A 17,974-nucleotide genomic window follows, 5' to 3' on the forward strand; every position below is an offset into this window, starting at 1 on the left:
GGTGGTCATAGAGATAGTTATAGTTGGGTTGTTGCTTATTCTGGTAGCAGGTATGGCTCACGGAGCATTGGGATTTGGTTTCCCAATGCTTGCGACGCCTATTCTGGCACTTGCTTATGATTTGAAAACGGCAGTAGTGTTAACCATCCTGCCGTCGCTTTTGGTAATTATATCCAGTCTTTATAAGTGTCGAGATTATAGGATTAATTTTTCCAAATATAGTTTAGTAATATTGTTGGTGTCTCTTGGAAGCCTTACCGGAACATGGCTGTTAACCTGGGCAAATCCGGATATTCTCAAGTTGTTACTGGCAGTATCAATCTTGATTTACCTGTTTTCCAATCGTTTAAGGGGTTATCTGTCCAAATTCTCCAGTCGGCCAGTACTTTTTCCTGTCATTATGGGCGGCTTGGCTGGGGTGATTGGTGGCGCGACTAATGCGATTGCGCCTCTACTGATGATTTACTTATTGGAAGTTGCCAAGTCTTCAAAGGAAGTAATCCTTATTTCCAATATTTGTTTTTTGATTGGCAAGCTGATACAGCTTTCTGTGCTTTCAGTTTACTTGAGTTTTGATGATTTGGAGTTGATGTCGCTATCTGCAATTACCGTATTTGCATATTTTGGACTAATTATCGGATTTAAGCTTCAATCGAGGATTGATGAAGAGCGATATCGATCAATTATTCGATATGCCTTATCAATTTTTATGTGTGTGCTGACCTATCAGGGGATTTCTAATTTGATATTTCCTGGTGGTGTGATTGTTTAGGTTCTCTGCTTGAGGCCTCGCTGACTGTGATAGCCAAATACCCTAAGCTGGCTCTACTGAATAGCTCTGCTGTTGCAGGCTAATCATCTTTTCAAATGGTTGCAGAAGCTTGGAATACTCATTTTTATCTTCAAGTTGAGCCATAGCCAAGGCAATACTTTCAATGGTTGATAGACCATCCGCAACGGTGGTTTTCCGAATAGCGTAGTTGGATTTCAAGTCCCCACTGAGATTGACTCTTGGAAGCTGTTGTAGCTTGGGATTCAGGTGAAGAATCTTTTTAGATTTTTTCCAAGTCGCATCAATAACAATTAGCTGTTCAATCTTTTCCAGCTGATTCTGGTGGCTAGGGATATTATTCCCTTCAGCTAATCGGGGTGTTTGGGGTAGCCATGATAGTGACGGATAGAGTAGAGCGCTGGGTGTATCGAGTAGCCTTTCCAACTGTTGATTAGGAAGAGTTTCAGAAATAAGCAATTCACTGTTATTTAAACACAGGTTCGCCATACGCCCGGTATTGAACGGGTGCTTCTCTTCATGTGGGTGCTGTATGATCACCACTTTTATGGTATTAGCCAGGCTCACCAACGCACTGCAGTAGCAGACATTGGGCGGGCGCAGGCAGGTGCTACAGGTCTCTCTGGGCATTTTTCTACTTCAGGGGTACAGGGGCAGGTTTATGGCGAAAACGCAGCCTTCTAATAGTGTTCAGTGGCTGGCAGATATAGAGATTCCGCTAGCGAACAAATTTTATCGCATGTATGGATTTCGTGGCAAAGCCAAACGCCATGAGAACTGCGGGATAGTGCGCGGCGAACGGGGGGAGGTGATTGCCTGCGGTTATTTGCGGCGCTATGAGACCTTTAAGCTCCTGGCCGGAGTTGCTGTTGCACCAGATCATCAAGGGCAGGGTGTTGCAAGGCAGCTGTTGACGCTCCTTGCTGAACGTTTTGATAGTGACACCTATACATTTCCCTACGACCACCTAGAGCCTTTTTACTCCTCTTTGGGGTTTGATAGGGTTGAAGTGAATGAGTTAAGTGGCCCTGTTGGGGATTTATTCCGCGGTTACGTGAAGCAGGGGCGCTCGATTCTGGCGATGGTCTACCGTTAGCCTTGGGAAGGTTATTATTTTCAGGTTGGCTTTGAATTAGAAAGAATTACTGTGCAAAGGTGTTTAGCACCTCTAGCTTTGGAATTTTAGTTCTTTCGGTGGCAGTTTATAGGTAGGGCAGCACTGTAAAAGTGCTGCCCTAGTTGCTACTACCAGCTGCTATTAGTAAGTGCTAATTTCCCAAATGGAGTAGCCGTACACGGTATTGCGTTCGGTGCAGTCAATCTTCAGGTAACGGTAGTTTCCCTCTACGGTAATTGCGTCGGTGCGTTCACCGGTTCCCATTCCAGAAAATGACTCAACAGTTGTCCAGTTGCTACCATCGGTACTGCCGAGCAGAGTGTAGGCAGCCGCATTGGCAGTTTCCCAGTCGATATTGAGGGTGCCAATGGACTGTACAGAGCCCAAGTCATAAGTCAGGCTGACATTGTCCACACCGTGGGCGCTCTCCCAGCGGGTATTGCTATCTCCGTCGATTGCCAGTTCAGCACTTTGCAGTTCAGAGGTTGCAGAGATACTTGAAGCCTGACCGTCGCCACCAGTTAAGCCCAGCTCCCAGATGGAGTAGCCATAGCTTGTGCTGCGCTCAGTGAAGTACAGGCGCACATATCGATAGCTTCCACTCAGGGAGTGCTCATCGGTTCTCTCTCCGGCGCTACCACCACTAAAGTTGGCCAGTGTGGTCCAGGAAATAGTGTCGTTACTGCCTTGTACCGCATAGGTCGCAGCGTTGGCGGTTTCCCAGTCGATTGTCAGGGTGTTCAGAGCTTCTGCCTCACCCAGGTCCAGTAGTACCCATTCTGAGTCACCGCCATGGGCGCTTTCCCAGCGGGTGCTGCTGTTGCCATCAACTGCATTTGCGATGGGCTGGATTTCGTTGCTGGCGGTGACGGTAGCCTGTGCAATCAGGTCCTGGCTGCCAGCTTCACCGCTATCGCCAGAGTCTTCGCTGTCGCCCTCGTCGCCTCCACTATCGGAATCGTCACCGGAGTCATCGTTGCCGCCAATACCACCGGAGAAGTAGATATTGTCGATCTCGATATCGCTGATTTCTCCATCTACGCCTAGAAGCTCGAATAGTTGAACTACGTTAGACATGTCTACTTCGTCACTGAAGTCGCTTACGGGGATAGAGATCTGGTGCCACTGGCCATCCCGTGCGAAACCGTAGGGATCGGCGCCATTGGCAAAGTCAATCCACTTTTGTTCTACATCGTCAATGCTGCCGCTCTTCATGCCGATCTTAAAGGTCGTGGTGGAGCTGCTTTTCAAAGCAAAATTGAGCGTGGCGGTATCGTTGTCGAAGGCTGACATGTCGTAGTAATAGTCAGCAGTGAAAGCCATGCCAAACCAGCCAGCACCTGCGGAGGTGTAGGACAGGGATTCAGAGCCTTCGTAAGGGGAAGGAGAAGTTTCGATCAGGGTTTCGCCCCAGATATACAGATTGCCATCAGTGCCCAGTTCGAAACTGGAGTCGGCCTCGGTGTTTTCACTGTATAGGGAGAAGGTACCGCTTGGCGTGGTTTTTTCGACGCTCTCACTAAAGTAAATATCGTCAATGGACAGGGTAAAGGCTTCTGACGGTCCATCGCCGCGCACCATAAATGCCTGGCTAATGGTGTTGTAGTCCACCCCAAATTTGCTCAGGGGGATACTCACCTCGTGCCATTGCCCATCGCGCTCCAGGCCAAAAGTATCGCCATCTACGCTCAGGTCCACCCAGGACTCACCACCGCTGGTACTGTTAATACCGATGCCGATAGTCTCTTCGCTAGTGGTTTTCATACGGAAGTTCAGGTGACCATTTTGATAGTTCATCAAATTCAGGTCGTAGTGCATCCATACACCCATGCCATACCATTCGCCGGTATCGATTTGGAACTCCAGGGCATCACTCTCATCGACGCTGGATTGGCTTTCCATATTGTTCCAGACGTAGAGCTCGATATCAGTGCCAAACGTCAGGGATTCGGAAATATCGCTGCTGTCCCCGAACACGCCCAGGTTGCCGCTTTTTGCGGTATCGGTAGCCAGGGAGAGCTCGGTGCTGTAGCTGCTGTCATCGTTGTCGTAGATACGTACGTAGTCAACATACATTTTCGCGGGCATTGGGGCAGTGATCTCGCTGTTGTCATAGATCTGCGGGAAGATGCCGCCTACTGCCAGGTTGAGAATTAAAAAGTTATGCTGGCGAAATTCATCGAAGGCGGAATCACTGGTATCCGTCAAAGCTGCGATTTGGTTGGATTCGTCGTCCACCCACATAACGATGCTATCGGGCGTCCAGGTCATGCCGAAGATATGGTAATCCTCAGTGAGGTCGGAGCTGGAACCGAAGTCCTCAACCAGGTTTTGCGATACACCATAATCTGCTTGTCCGGTGTAGTCGTCGGACTCGTGCCACCAGTGGAAGGCTCCGGAAATTTCAGAATTTACGACGCCGGCTTCTAGCGCTTCGGCCATACCCGCTTCGAGAATATCCAGTTCGCCACAGGCAGGCCAGCCGGCTTGACCGTAGTCGCTGCCCAGTTGCCAGAATGCTGGCCATAGTCCTGCATCCAAATCCGGCAATTTAATTCGAGCTTCAATGGTTCCGTATTTGTAGGACAGACGCCCGAGCGACTTTAGGCGAGCAGAAGTAAAACTGCCGTCACTTTCCTGTACGGCCTGAATAATCAGGTTGCCGTCTTCGATATAAGCGTTGTCGCTATCATCGGTATAATTTTGTAACTCGTCGTTACCCCAGCCGGAGTTGCCAACATCGTAGGTCCAGACGGAGGTATCGATAGTGTCTCCGTCAAAATTATCTTCCCAGACCAAAGTTTTTGCATTGGCTATTGAGGACACAAAGGTGCCGACAATAGCTGCGGCTATCGCTGATTTTTTAATAATCATAATTTTCTTTCGTTGTTAATTATTTATAAGAATAAAACGCCTGATAGGAATGGTGTGACTCAGTCAAATGTTGCTTGTGGATTTAATGAATGCAGATTACTTAAATTGTAATTGCCTAAAATTCACACGAAAAACAGGTGCTGGTCACGGGCAAAGCCTAGCAAAACGATTGTTCCACAGGAAAGCGAATCTGGCCCCCTTATCGTAGTTGTAGTCCTGCTTGTCGCATACGCTTAAAAAATTATTTCCTTGTAATTTTTTTACAAGAAAATAAATTCCTTTTTGTGTTTTTGTTTGCAAGTGTTTTGTGCGGGAATTCTGTTTTTGATCTTTCTGTGTTGGGCAAAAGTGCAAGCAAATTTAACCTGGGTTTATTGTTGTTGTGCTTTCCCTCACACAGGATCATATCTTTAAAAGATAATATCTGCCGGCAGACAGGGCGGGTTTTGATGCTGGTGAAAAAATTGGGTGGCGTAAAAAAGAAAAGGGCGCTGCTATTTAGCGGCGCCCTTGTATTTTTAATGTCTACGGGGTCCCTGTGCGCACCGTGCAGGTGGGGTGCAGTTTCCATGGCGATGCTTGTGCCTTTTATGATGAGGGTGGCACTTGTGGGAGTGTGGGCGACAGTTGTCATTACTATCGCTATCTGAGCTTCCGCCGGAGAAATAGATATCGTCAATTTCAATATCGCTGATATCTCCATCGACGCCCAGTAGTTCAAATAACTGAATAACATTTGACATATCTACCTCGCTACTGAAATCAGTAACGGGGATTGATATCTGGTGCCACTCGCCATCCCGCGCGAATTCATAAGGATCGGAGCCGCTGGTAAACTCAATCCACTGTTGGCCAATATCGTTGACGCTACCGCTCTTCATGCCAATCTTAAAGGTGGTATCTGAGCCGGTTTTCAGGGCGAAATTCAGTGTTGCAGTATCATTATCGAAAGCGGATAGATCGTAGTAGCTGTCGGCAGTAAATGCCATTCCGAACCAGCCGGCCCCGGAGGAATAATAGGAGAGGGATTCTTCACCTTCGAATGGGGTTTGAGTGGCCTCTAGCAGGGTATCGCCCCAAATATACAGGTTGCCATCAGTTCCCAGTGTGAAAGTTGAATTGGCCTCTGTAGTTTCGGTGTAGAGAGAAAAGACACCGGTTGGGGCTGTTTTTTCCACACTTTCGCTAAAGTAGATATCGTCAATGGATAGGACAAAATCTTCAGAGGCGGCATCACCTCGAATCATAAATGCCTGACTGATAGTGTTGAAGTCCACTCCCAATTTACTCAGGGGGATACTTACCTGATGCCATTCGCCATCGCGCTCCAGGCCGTAGGTACCATCACCATCCACCAGGTCTACCCAGGCATCTCCGCCACCAGTACTGGAAATACCAATGCCGATAGTTTGGCTGCTGGTGGTTTTCATTTTGAAATTGAGATGACCGTTTTCGTAGTTCATTAGGTTTAGGTCATAATGCATCCAGAAACCCATACCGAACCATTCACCAGCGGTAATATCAAACTCGAGGGCTTCATCACCCTCGGCAGCTTCGGCGCTGACAGTAGCTGACATGCTGTTCTGGTTCCAGACATACAGCTCGGTATCGGTGCCGAGCTCCAGGGATTCGGAGAGGTTACTGCCCTCGGAAAATACGCCGATATCACCTGTTTTGGCAGTGTCTTCTGCCAGGGAGATTTCTGTGCTGTAGCTGCTGTCGTCGTTATCGTAGATGCGAACATAGTCCACATACATTCTGGCGGGCATCGGTGCGGTGATTTCACTGTTAGCGTAAATCTCTGGGAAGACGCCACCTACCGCTAAGTTCAGGATCAGGAAGTGGTGTTGACGGAACTCGTTAAATGCGGGGTCTTCACTGCCGATGCTAATAATTTCATTGGCTTCGTCGTCGACCCACATGACGATGCTGTCCGGTGTCCAGGTCATACCGAAAATATGGTAGTCCTCAGTGAGGTCAGTGCTGGAGCCGAAGTCATCAACAAGGTTTTTCGATTGGCCGTAGTCTGCCTGGCCGGTGTAATCATCGGATTCATGCCACCAATGGAAAGCGCCGGAAACTTCTGAGTTGACCGTGCCGGCACTGAGAGCGTCGGCCATGCCCGCCTCGAGAATATCCAGTTCGCCGCAAGCGGGCCATCCCACTTGGCCGTAGTCGCCACCCAGCTGCCAGAAGGCGGGCCACAATCCGGCCTCCAGGTCGGGTAATTTAATGCGGGCTTCAATGGTGCCGTATTTATAAGTCATACGACCCAGGGATTTCAGGCGGGCGGAAGTAAAACTGCCGTCGTCGTTTTGCAGTGCTTGAATAATAAGGTTGCCATCTTCGACATAGGCATTGGCGCTATCATCGGTGTAGGTTTGCAGCTCATTGTTACCCCAGCCTGAGTTGCCCACATCGTAAGTCCAAACGGACTTATCAATACTGTCGCCGTCGAAATTATCTTCCCAGACCAAAGTTTTTGAATTGGCAAGTGAGGACACACAGGCGCCTACAATAGCAGCCGCGATCGCTGATTTTTTTAAATTCATGATTTTGTCTTTCTTTAATTATCTATGGGGGTGCCAACTTCATTGTATTTTTATAATGGCGGTGATCTGCCACGATGATTAATGCTTGTTGGGCTTGGGGATTTATCTGCTTTTTTATTGTGATATTTATATATTCAGTACAGCAGTAACAGACTAACAAAAAGCCGATTGTTGCATAGGGAAAGCCCGGGCCCTTTATCGTGAGACTGGTCCAACTTATCGCATATACAAAATTTTTCTGCTTTAAAATTAGAATCAGCCAGTGCGTATTAATGTGTTTTTACATTGTTTACGTTTTTATTTTTAAATTTGCTGTTGCTTATTGGATTGCCCGCTTGAAATTATTTGCTGATTTAAGACTCCTTTTAAAATTTAAATTCTAATTTGAAGGTGGGCCGGCGGCGGAAATTAGAATTGGCAACCCGGTTCCCATAGGTAGTTTTACTTTTCTAGAGTGCTGCCGCCGCTTACGAGCGCTTCGACAGCGTGAGATTTATCTTTTGGTGTCGGCGCCAGTGTGCAGCCGGCGTGGATTGATTTTTTGAAGGGGTTGTGGCTTCACCACTGAGAGGCGGTTGTATATTTGGTATGGGGCAGCTTACTTAAAATGGAATTTGTAAGCTTGCTGCAGGTCGGCACCCAGAATAAGAGCCCACTTCTGTGCTGTAATATTTGGTTGTGGCCCAGGAGCGGTTGAATAGGAAGAAACGGTGGAATACAGAGAGATAACTGAGCTTGCCAGAGAGTTGGGCGGGGAGCTGGAAAAGAGAGATTGGCGTGTGACGTCGGCAGAATCTTGCACCGGTGGTGCGATTGCGGCGGCTATTACCTCTATAGCGGGTGCTTCGAATTGGTTTGATGGATCGATCGTGAGCTATGCGAATCGTATCAAGAACGGTGTTCTGGGTGTCGACAGCAATGATCTCAAGCAGTTTGGGGCTGTGAGTGAGCCGGTCGCTCGGCAGATGGCTTGTGGGGTTCTGGCGATGATGGATGCCAATCTCGCCGTTGCGGTCAGTGGTATCGCGGGGCCTGATGGTGGCACTGCCGAGAAGCCGGTAGGTACAGTTTGGATCGCCTGGGCCCATGCGGAGGGGCAAGAGCCAGTGCAGATTGATGCGAAGTGTTTTCTGTTCAGTGGTAACCGGGCAGAGGTGCAATCGCAGACGGTCGTTGAGGCGCTGAAGGGAATGTTAAAGGTTGTCCGTGAGCACCCGGTTTGAACCTGTCCGCCGGGTCAATCTTTGTTCGTTTGCTCCAGCTTCAGACTTCTTTTTGAAGCGAGGCTCGCTCAGCCTGAAGCTGGTACTCAGTATGAGGAATTACTGGTTGCCTATACAGTAATCCTTCGTTAAGCTTGCCACCACTCAATTCAGCTCAGAAATACGGGAATGGTCATGGATTCCAATAAAGACAAGGCATTAAAAGCGGCGCTATCTCAGATTGAACGTCAGTTCGGTAAAGGCACTGTGATGCGTATGGGAGATAAGGAGCGCGAGCGTATTCCTGCGATCTCTACCGGCTCCCTCGGCTTGGATGTGGCCCTGGGTATAGGCGGCTTGCCGCGTGGCCGTATCGTTGAAATCTATGGGCCAGAATCCTCCGGTAAAACCACCCTCACCTTGCAGGTGATTGCCGAGGCCCAGCGCAATGGTGGTACTTGTGCTTTCGTGGATGCTGAGCACGCCCTCGACCCTATCTATGCTGAAAAACTGGGTGTCAACGTCGATGAGTTGATCGTATCCCAGCCGGATACCGGTGAGCAGGCTCTGGAAGTTGCCGATATGCTAGTGCGCTCCGGTGCCGTTGATGTGCTTGTAGTGGACTCCGTTGCGGCCCTGACCCCGCGCGCTGAGATCGAAGGTGAGATGGGTGATTCCCATGTGGGCTTGCAGGCTCGTTTGATGTCCCAGGCTCTGCGTAAGCTCACTGGTAATATCAAGAACACCAACACCCTGGCGATTTTCATTAACCAGATCCGCATGAAGATCGGTGTTATGTTCGGCAGCCCTGAAACCACCACTGGTGGTAATGCCCTCAAGTTCTACTCTTCTGTACGCTTGGATATCCGTCGTATCGGCTCCGTTAAAGATGGCGATGAGGTGGTCGGTAACGAAACCCGAGTGAAAGTGGTTAAGAACAAGGTAGCTCCTCCGTTTAAGCAGACCGAGTTCCAGATCATGTATGGCGAAGGCATTAACATGATTGGTGAAATCGTCGATTACGGCGTGAAGATGGGACTGGTGGATAAAGCTGGGGCTTGGTACAGCTACAAGGGCGACAAGATTGGCCAGGGCAAGGCGAACGCTACCAAGTTCCTGCGCGATAACCCCGACATTCGCAACGAGATTGAAGGTCAGTTGCGTGCGCAGCTGCTCGGTGATTTAGTGCCTGCGACCCCTGAAGAGGCTGCGGAATTACCGGAAGAGTAAATGCCGTACTCAAAAGCGGATTTTTCCGCTGATCCAGCTCAAGCGCTTTTCAGCGCGGCGCTTGAGCTGTTGACCCGCCGCGAGCACTCCCGCCATGAATTGAGGCAAAAGCTCGCGGCAAAATTCCCCAGCGCCGATTTCGACACGCTTTTTGAGCGCCTACACGAACTCAACTATCAATCCGATCAACGCTTTGCCGAAGTTTTTGCCCGCTCCCGTGTCCAGCGCGGTCAGGGGCCGATGCGTATTCGCCATGAGCTACAGCAGCGCGGCGTGCGCGGTGAACTAATTGCCCAGGCGCTGGATCAGTTGGAAGTGGATTGGTTTGAGTTAGCTGCGGAAATGCTTCAGAGAAAATACCGGGCCCCTATGAGCGCAGAGCTTCCACGGGATCAGTGGATGAAGGAGCGAGCGCGGCGCCAGCGATACCTGGCTTACCGGGGCTTCCCCACGGACGCGATTAGCTGGGCGCTGGACGGCAATTAATCGGGCTTATACTCTGACTACTACCTGAATGACTGGTCGATAGGTTTCGGCCATTTTTCAGGTACAGAAAGAGACTAAAAGAATAAGCGCGAGAACCCTATGATCCTGTCTATTGACCAGGGCACCACTGGTACCACAGCTTTTATCTTCGATAGTAAGGGCCACCTGATTGGTCGCAGTTACTCGGAAATTCCCAATCGTTATCCCCAGCCTGGCTGGGTTGAGCAGGATGCGGAAGAGATTTGGTCGGTAACTCTCCGGGTCTGTGCCGCAGCACTCCAGCGCGCTGGTGTTCGCGCGTCGGATATCACCGCAGTGGGAATTACTAACCAGCGCGAGACCACGATCGTCTGGGATAGGTATACCGGCGAGCCGGTTTTTCCTGCGATTGTGTGGCAGTGCCGGCGCTCGGCGGAGGTATGCCGGGAGTTGGGGGAACTCGGCAGGTCTGATTGGTTGCGAGAGCGCAGTGGCCTATTGCTGGATGCTTACTTTTCCGCAAGTAAGTTGACTTGGCTGTTCCGCCGTAACCCGGATTTACTAACCCGAGCTCAAAATGGCGACCTGTGTTTCGGCACCGTAGATAGCTGGTTGATCTGGAAAATGAGCGGTGGCAAAGCCCATCTCACCGATCACACCAATGCTAGTCGTACCCTCCTGTACAACATAAAAGATAAAGCCTGGGATAGTGAGCTGCTGGATTTTTTCCAGTGCCCTGAATCCATTCTTCCCAGAATTCTACCGTCGGCTGGCCACTTTACCGATACAGACCCCCACGCTTTTCTCGGCACATCGGCTCCGATTTGTGGTGTTGCCGGGGATCAGCAGGCAGCACTGTTTGGCCAGGGTTGTACCGAGCCCGGTAGTATAAAAAACACCTACGGAACTGGCTGCTTTATGCTGGCTTTTGCCGGCGAGGATCGCCCTGAGCTACCCCAGGGGTTGCTGGCTACAGTGGCCTGTGATGCCCAGGGTAATCCGGCCTATGCCGTAGAGGGTTCAGTTTTCACAGCGGGCTCCGCTATACAGTGGCTGCGGGACGAGATGGGAATGATCCAGCAGGCGGTGGATACCGAAATTATCGCCCAGAGTATTCCTCATACCCGTGGCGTTTATCTTGTGCCTGCATTTAGTGGACTGGGTGCGCCGCACTGGGACCCATCGGCACGGGGGACTATTTGTGGCTTGAGTCGGGGGGCTGGTCGAGCTGAGGTGGTGCGTGCCACTTTGGAATCTATAGCTTACCAGAGTGATGAGCTGGCCCGCTTGATGGAGCAGGCCCTGGGCTTGCCGATTACCCATATGCGTGTGGATGGGGGTGCTTGCGCGAATAATTTCCTGATGCAATTCCAGGCGGACATTTCCTCTTTGCGTGTTGAGCGGCCCCAGCAGATTGAATCGACGGCTATTGGTGCTGCGTTGCTGGCTGGTATTGGAGGTGGAACCTGGCGACCAAAGGAATTACCGGAGTGTTTGCAGGAAATTGAAAGGGACTTTATGCCGGCAATGACTCAGGCGGAGAGGGAGCAGTTGTTGGCTGGTTGGCGGAGGGCGGTAAAAGCCTGTAAAGCTTTTTAGGCTGGACCGCCTATCCTCTTAGCGTAATAACCTAAGGGAGGGGTAGAGATGTCACATATCGATATGCTGGAGGAAACTGTAGCAACTTTGGTCGATGGTCAAAGGGGCATCCTGGCTGCCGATGAGAGTGGCGGCACCATTGCCAAGCGCTTTGCCACGATTGGAGTGGATTCCACTGAGAAAAACCGGCGCGACTACCGTGCTGCGCTGCTGTCCTGTAAGGGGTTGGGTGAGTGTATCAGTGGCGTTATTTTGTTCGAGGAAACTCTGGGGCAAAAAGATGCCGAGGGTCAGCCCTTGCCGGAAGTGGCAGCGTCACAGGGGATAGTGCCGGGCATAAAGGTGGATAAGGGCAAGGGCCCCCTGCCTGGAGCGCCTGGGGATATGATCACCTACGGGCTGGACGGGTTGTCTGAGCGCTTGCAGCAATATAAAAAGCAAGGAGCTCGCTTCGCCAAGTGGCGCGAAGTCTATCCTATTGGCCATCACAACCCCACGCGCCTGGGGCTTACCGCAAATGCTGAGATGTTGGCCCGCTATGCAGCGGTATGCCAGGCCGAAGGGGTGGTTCCTATTGTCGAGCCAGAGGTTCTGATGGACGGTGAGCACGATATAGAGCGCAGTGCGGCGGTAAATGAGCGGGTTTGGCACTCTGTGTTCCATGCACTCCACCAGCACGGGGTAATACTGGAGCTGATGTTGCTCAAGCCCAGTATGGTAACCCCTGGTGCGGAGGCGGAAACGGCTGACCCTGAGCAGGTGGCCGAATATACCCTGCGCAGCTTGCGGCGAACGGTCCCCGCAGCAGTGCCGGGAATTAACTTTCTTTCCGGGGGGCAGGGACCAGAAGAGGCCACGGCCAATCTCAATGCAATGAATCAGCAAGGTGGTGGCCCCTGGCAGTTGAGCTTTTCCTATGGGCGCGCACTACAAGAGCCAGCACTCGCTGCTTGGCAGGGGCGCCCGGAGAATGTTGAAGCAGCCCAGGAAGCGCTACTTAAACGGTCCCGCATGAATCATTTGGCCATGCTGGGCAGGTACCGCGAAACCCTGGAATAGCGATTAGCTAGCAAAATAATAATCAATAAGGAGATTGCAATGGAGTTTGTCACCAGGGGAGTGACGCTGTATTACCGGCGCTGGTGGGTAGAAGAAGCTGTGGGTGTAGTGGTTATATCCCACGGGTTGGGCGAGCACAGTGGGCGTTACAGTGAGCTGGCGGAAGATCTCAATCGAGCAGGGTACAGTGTCTATGCCTTAGATCATTATGGCCATGGATTGTCGGATGGGAAGCGCGGGGATATTGAGGATTTTGCACTTTATAGTGAGGATCTAAATGAATTTTTCTCTTTGGTAAAAAGTGGAAACCCCGGGCTTGGGATGCATCTTCTTGGCCACAGTATGGGAGCTGTTATCGCTTGTGGCTGTGCTATTCGATATAAATCTGTCGACAGTTTAAATCTTTCCGCACCGGGCTTTCGCGGTAAAAGTGAGCCAAAAGGCCTCCTGCTATGGTTCGCGCTATTTTTGGCTCGCTGGCTTCCGGGTTTGGCTCTTTCCAGCCAGATAAATAGTCAGTGGATATCTCGTAGTCCGGATGTGGTCAAGCGGTATGTCAGTGATGAACTTGTGCATCACAGCATCTCTCTGCGCTGGTTTAAGACTTTTTTGCAGGAGCGGGAGTTTTTATCTGGCCGGTTGGATGGGATATCCATGCCTTGCCTTCTGTTATTGCCGGAATCAGACCATATTGTCGATGTGGAACTCAGCCGCAAGTGGTTTGGACAGGTGGGGTCAAAAAATAAGCAGTTGCACTGTTTCTCAAGGTCTTACCATGAGGTATTTAATGAAATAGAGGAGGGGCGTTTAGCCCGGGAGCTGCTACTTAGCCATCTCAATTCTGTTTCAGTAGAGACTGCTTCTGTCATATAAGGGTAAAAAAGCGCAAAGCCAGCAGGTGGCGCAGCAGAAGCTATGGCGAATACCGTGTAAAAGCGTATGAAGCATTGTATGATACGCGGTCATTTTTGCCCATCGGAAGTATTACCGAGGGAAAATAGTGGGGTGGAACATGGATAAAAAGTTGCTGAGCCTGTTGGTATGTCCGGTGAGTAAAGCGCCGCTTGAATACCGGGAGGACACACAGGAGCTGGTCTGCAAGGCCAGTGGTCTAGCCTATCCGGTGCGGGACGGTATACCGGTAATGCTGGAATCTGAAGCGCGGCAGCTGACAGCCGAGGAAAAGCTGGAAAAGTAAACCAATGGGTGAACCCAGCGTTTTCAGTCAAATTATCTCGGGAGATATCCCTGCTGAGATGATCTACGAGGACGACCAATGTGTCGTTATTGAGGATCGCGCGCCACAAGCGCCGACCCATCTCCTCATTATCCCACGCAAACCCCTAGTGAATTTATCCGCAGCTCAGGCTGAGGATAAATCCCTGCTCGGCCACCTTATGTGGGTGGCGGCAGAATTGGGGCGCAAGCTGGGGCTCGAGGGCTATCGACTGGTAGTTAATAACGGTCGAAGCGCAGGTCAAACCGTATTTCACCTGCATGTTCACCTGCTTGCCCAAAAAAGAATGCCCGAACAGGGGCTGGCACAGTAGTGGAACAGAAGTGACACCGTGTCACTGACTCCAATCAAATAAAACTCAACTAACGAAGTGGAATTACGCCGGATGAAAAGCGCACAGATTCGCGACGCCTTTCTGAATTATTTTGCTGAGCAGGGTCATGCCATTGTGCCCTCCAGTTCCCTGGTTCCGGGCAATGACCCGACGCTGTTATTCACCAATGCCGGCATGGTGCAGTTTAAGGACACCTTCCTGGGGCAGGAAAAGCGTTCCTACAATCGCGCCACCAGTTCACAGCGCTGTGTACGTGCAGGAGGCAAGCATAACGACCTTGAAAATGTCGGTTACACCGCACGGCACCACACGTTTTTTGAAATGCTCGGTAACTTTAGCTTCGGCGACTACTTCAAGCGCGAAGCGATTCGCTTTGCCTGGGAATTCCTGACCAAAGTATTGAATTTGCCAGAGGAGCGTCTTTGGGTAACCGTACATATCAGCGATGATGAAGCCGCTGATATTTGGCTGAAGGAAATGGGAGTGAGTGCCGAGCGCTTCTCCCGTCTCGACGAGGATAACTTCTGGCAGATGGGTGACACTGGTCCCTGCGGTCCAAGTTCTGAGATTTTCTACGATCACGGTGCCGATGTGCCCGGCGGCCCTCCCGGTTCCGATAATGACGACCTTGATCGCTATATCGAGATCTGGAACCTGGTATTTATGCAGTATGAGCGCACCGCTGATGGTGAACTGCACCCACTGCCCAAACCCTCAGTGGATACCGGCATGGGGCTGGAGCGTATTGCCGCCGTAATGCAGGGAGTACACTCCAATTATGAAATTGATTTGTTCCAAGCGCTGCTGAAAGCGGCGGGAGAAGTGGTTGGCTGCAGCGACCTGGAAGAGAAATCCCTGCGAGTGATCGCCGACCATATCCGCTCTTGTTCATTCTTGATTGCCGATGGCGTAATGCCTTCCAACGAAGGCCGTGGATTTGTACTTCGCCGCATTATTCGCCGCGCAGTGCGCCATGGCCACAAGCTTGGGCACAAAGACATCTTCTTCTACAAGCTGGTAGAAGCGCTCGCCGAGCAGATGGGTGACGCATACCCGGAGCTGCGTGAAAAGCAGCAGGTGATTGAGAATGCGCTGCGCAAAGAGGAAGAGCAGTTTGCGAAGACTCTGGATAAGGGAATGGCGCTGCTAGAAGACGCCCTGGCTTCCCTCGAAGGCAGTGAGATCCCCGGTGAGTTGGTATTTACTCTGCATGATACTTACGGCTTCCCAACAGACCTAACCCAGGATATTGCCCGTGAGCGCGGTCTATCCCTGGATATGGATGGATATGAAGCTGCTATGGAAGCCCAGCGCCAGAGAGCTCGCGCTGCCGGTAAATTTAAACAGGACTATACCGATGTCCTCGAACTGGAAGGGGCTACAGAGTTTCTCGGTTACAACGCGACCGAGGCAGCAGGCAAAGTGTTAGCCATCGTAAAAGGTGGTGAGCAGGTTGAGCGCCTGGAAGACGGTGAAGAGGGTGCAATTGTTCTAGATCGGACCCCCTTCTACGCAGAGTCCGGTGGTCAAGTAGGTGATAGTGGCTATTTGAGTTCCACTGATGCCCGCTTTGAAGTGCGCGATTGCACCAAGCAGAGCGCGCATCATTTGCATACTGGTAAGGTGTTGAAGGGGGGCATCGCTGTGGGCGAAACCCTTGAGGCAGTCGTATCTGCAGATGTTCGTCAATCCACCGCCCTGAATCATTCCGCAACCCATCTATTACATGCCGCCTTGCGCAAAGTGCTGGGCGAGCATGTTACCCAGAAGGGTTCCCTGGTGGACTCGGAGCGCCTGCGCTTTGACTTCTCCCACCCCGAAGCTGTAACGGCAAAGCAGCTGCACGCGATTGAATCCCTGGTTAATAGTCAAATTCGCGCAAATACCCCAGTTGAAACTCACGAAACCGATATTGAGTCTGCAAAAGCGATGGGCGCTATGGCTCTGTTTGGCGAAAAGTACGGCGATACTGTGCGTGTACTTTCCATGGGCAAAACCGATGACAAGGCTTTTTCCGTTGAGTTGTGTGGCGGTACTCACGTGAAGCGCACCGGTGATATCGGTTTGATTCGCATTGTTGGTGAAAGCGGTATTGCTTCCGGCCAGCGCCGAATCGAAGCGGTTACTGGCGCTCACGCAATGTCTCTGTTTGATCAGGCGCAGCAGCGTCTGGAGCATGTAGCGACTCTGCTTAAGGCGCGTCCGGACTCCTTGGCTGACAAAGTTGAACAGTTGCTGCTTAACAATCGAAAACTGGAAAAAGAGATTGCCCAGTTAAAAACCAAGTTGGCCAGTGGTGCTGGCGGAGATCTTTCCGCTCAGGCCATTGAGTTGGCGGGCTTTAAGTTGCTGGCAACCTCTATTGATGGAGCTGACCCCAAATCACTGAGAGATCTGGCGGATCAAATGAAGAATAAGCTGGGCAGTGGCGTGGTGCTGCTGGCGGCTCCGGGAGACGAAAAGGTGGCTTTGGTTGCCGCAGTGACCCAAGACCTGACAGATCGTCTTTCTGCGGGTGACCTTATGCGCTTTGCTGCCGGGAAACTGGGCGGCAAGGGTGGCGGCCGAAAAGACATGGCCCAGGGTGGTGGAACCGATGTGTCCGCGCTCCCTAATATGCTGAAAGAAGTGCCAAATTGGATAGAGCAATCCTTAAACTAGTTAAGTTTTGTCAAATTAGTGGTCTGAATTCGTAGTTGAGTTGATTTCGCAGAGGTTTGGTGATTAAGTGCGCGCCTGCACGAGTTGGGCAGGAAGCGTACTTATTGTGGAGCTAAGGAAACACAGTAAGTTATGAGTTTGTTCGTGCAGAAGTATGGCGGGACTTCAGTTGGCTCAATTGAGCGAATTGAAGCTGTGGCCGATAAAGTCGCCGCGTTTCGCGCTCAGGGACATGACATGGTTGTCGTTTTGTCTGCCATGAGTGGTGAAACTAATCGCCTGATTGATCTCGCTTATCAAATCCAGGAAAAACCAGATCCCAGAGAATTGGATGTTCTGGTTTCCACAGGAGAGCAGGTCACAATTGCCCTTTTGAGCATGGCTCTGAAGAAGCGTGGTTATGACGCCTGTTCCTACACGGGTGGGCAGGTAAAAATTCTTACGGATAATGCTCATACCAAAGCTCGCATCCAAAGTATCGATGTGGAGCGAATGCGCACCGATCTCAATGAAGGCAAAGTCATAGTTGTGGCTGGTTTTCAGGGGGTGGATGACGACGGCAATATCACCACACTTGGGCGCGGCGGGTCTGACACGACGGGTGTGGCGTTAGCTGCGGCGTTAGATGCTACCGAGTGCCAGATTTATACCGACGTGGACGGGGTCTATACCACTGACCCTCGAGTGGTCGACAGTGCACGCAGACTCGATCGAATCACATTTGAAGAAATGTTGGAAATGGCCAGTCTTGGCTCCAAGGTTCTGCAGATCCGCGCCGTAGAGTTCGCCGGTAAATACAAGGTTCCCCTGCGCGTACTTTCAACTTTTGAAGAGGGTAACGGAACCCTGATTAG

Annotated in this window: 15 protein-coding genes (1 of these 15 cut by a window edge); 12 read left to right on the forward strand and 3 right to left on the reverse strand. The window is 51.0% G+C overall.

Translation table 11 applies throughout. From position 1 onward, the window contains the following. Position 1: 1 nt before the first annotated feature. The gene (locus ACJJIL_RS05040) at positions 2 to 772 is read left to right on the forward strand and encodes a sulfite exporter TauE/SafE family protein (RefSeq protein ID WP_445361314.1); all 771 of its coding nucleotides are present in this window, start codon (positions 2 to 4) and stop codon (positions 770 to 772) included. A gap of 42 nt (positions 773 to 814) precedes the next feature. On the opposite strand, the gene ACJJIL_RS05045 is transcribed toward ACJJIL_RS05040, so the two are convergent. Continuing rightward, a complete protein-coding gene (locus ACJJIL_RS05045) occupies positions 815 to 1,420 on the reverse strand; it encodes a tRNA-uridine aminocarboxypropyltransferase (RefSeq protein ID WP_445361315.1) in 606 nt (201 codons plus the stop codon). A 31-nt stretch (positions 1,421 to 1,451) separates the two neighbouring features. Between ACJJIL_RS05045 and ACJJIL_RS05050 the strand changes: the two genes are divergently transcribed. Further along, positions 1,452 to 1,886, forward strand: coding sequence for a GNAT family N-acetyltransferase (locus ACJJIL_RS05050; RefSeq protein WP_445361316.1), 435 nt, complete (start codon positions 1,452 to 1,454; stop codon positions 1,884 to 1,886). A gap of 162 nt (positions 1,887 to 2,048) precedes the next feature. Here the strand turns inward: ACJJIL_RS05050 and ACJJIL_RS05055 are convergent, their stop codons facing one another. Next, positions 2,049 to 4,781, reverse strand: coding sequence for a discoidin domain-containing protein (locus ACJJIL_RS05055; protein WP_445361317.1), 2,733 nt, complete (start codon positions 4,779 to 4,781; stop codon positions 2,049 to 2,051). A 518-nt stretch (positions 4,782 to 5,299) separates the two neighbouring features. Beyond that, the gene (locus ACJJIL_RS05060; protein WP_445361318.1) at positions 5,300 to 7,333 is read right to left on the reverse strand and encodes a glycoside hydrolase family 16 protein; all 2,034 of its coding nucleotides are present in this window, start codon (positions 7,331 to 7,333) and stop codon (positions 5,300 to 5,302) included. A 710-nt stretch (positions 7,334 to 8,043) separates the two neighbouring features. Between ACJJIL_RS05060 and ACJJIL_RS05065 the strand changes: the two genes are divergently transcribed. The 10 genes from ACJJIL_RS05065 to ACJJIL_RS05110 all read left to right on the forward strand — a co-directional run. Next, positions 8,044 to 8,556 carry a CinA family protein gene (locus ACJJIL_RS05065; protein ID WP_445361319.1) on the forward strand — a complete coding sequence of 171 codons (513 nt, stop codon included), beginning with the start codon at positions 8,044 to 8,046 and terminating at the stop codon, positions 8,554 to 8,556. Positions 8,557 to 8,730: 174 nt separating this feature from the next. Further along, positions 8,731 to 9,765, forward strand: a complete 1,035-nt coding sequence (recA, locus tag ACJJIL_RS05070) for a recombinase RecA (protein ID WP_108735301.1) — start codon at positions 8,731 to 8,733, stop codon at positions 9,763 to 9,765. Next, complete coding sequence (locus ACJJIL_RS05075; protein ID WP_444911307.1) at positions 9,766 to 10,251, forward strand: regulatory protein RecX; 486 nt, start codon at positions 9,766 to 9,768, stop codon at positions 10,249 to 10,251. 99 nt (positions 10,252 to 10,350) lie between these two features. Further along, positions 10,351 to 11,829 (forward strand): glycerol kinase GlpK, encoded by a 1,479-nt coding sequence (glpK, locus tag ACJJIL_RS05080; protein WP_444941050.1) that lies wholly within the window; start codon positions 10,351 to 10,353, stop codon positions 11,827 to 11,829. A 48-nt stretch (positions 11,830 to 11,877) separates the two neighbouring features. Further along, the gene (locus ACJJIL_RS05085) at positions 11,878 to 12,888 is read left to right on the forward strand and encodes a class I fructose-bisphosphate aldolase (RefSeq protein ID WP_444914426.1); all 1,011 of its coding nucleotides are present in this window, start codon (positions 11,878 to 11,880) and stop codon (positions 12,886 to 12,888) included. 39 nt (positions 12,889 to 12,927) lie between these two features. Continuing rightward, positions 12,928 to 13,761: an alpha/beta hydrolase gene (locus tag ACJJIL_RS05090; RefSeq protein WP_444941051.1), complete on the forward strand. Its 834-nt coding sequence runs from the start codon at positions 12,928 to 12,930 to the stop codon at positions 13,759 to 13,761. Between the two features lie 139 nt (positions 13,762 to 13,900). Next, complete coding sequence (locus ACJJIL_RS05095; protein ID WP_108734085.1) at positions 13,901 to 14,086, forward strand: Trm112 family protein; 186 nt, start codon at positions 13,901 to 13,903, stop codon at positions 14,084 to 14,086. Between the two features lie 4 nt (positions 14,087 to 14,090). Next, positions 14,091 to 14,438: a histidine triad nucleotide-binding protein gene (locus tag ACJJIL_RS05100; RefSeq protein ID WP_444936405.1), complete on the forward strand. Its 348-nt coding sequence runs from the start codon at positions 14,091 to 14,093 to the stop codon at positions 14,436 to 14,438. A 72-nt stretch (positions 14,439 to 14,510) separates the two neighbouring features. Next, on the forward strand, positions 14,511 to 17,120 hold the full coding sequence (gene alaS, locus ACJJIL_RS05105; protein WP_444941053.1) for an alanine--tRNA ligase: 2,610 nt from the start codon (positions 14,511 to 14,513) through the stop codon (positions 17,118 to 17,120). A 132-nt stretch (positions 17,121 to 17,252) separates the two neighbouring features. Then, on the forward strand, positions 17,253 to 17,974 hold the 5' portion of the coding sequence (locus ACJJIL_RS05110; protein WP_445361320.1) for an aspartate kinase. It continues 511 nt past the right edge of the window; 722 of the gene's 1,233 nt are visible here — the first part of the coding sequence; the start codon lies at positions 17,253 to 17,255; the stop codon falls past the right edge of the window.

The sequence above is a fragment of the Microbulbifer maximicatervae (SeqCode) genome (assembly GCF_052468095.1).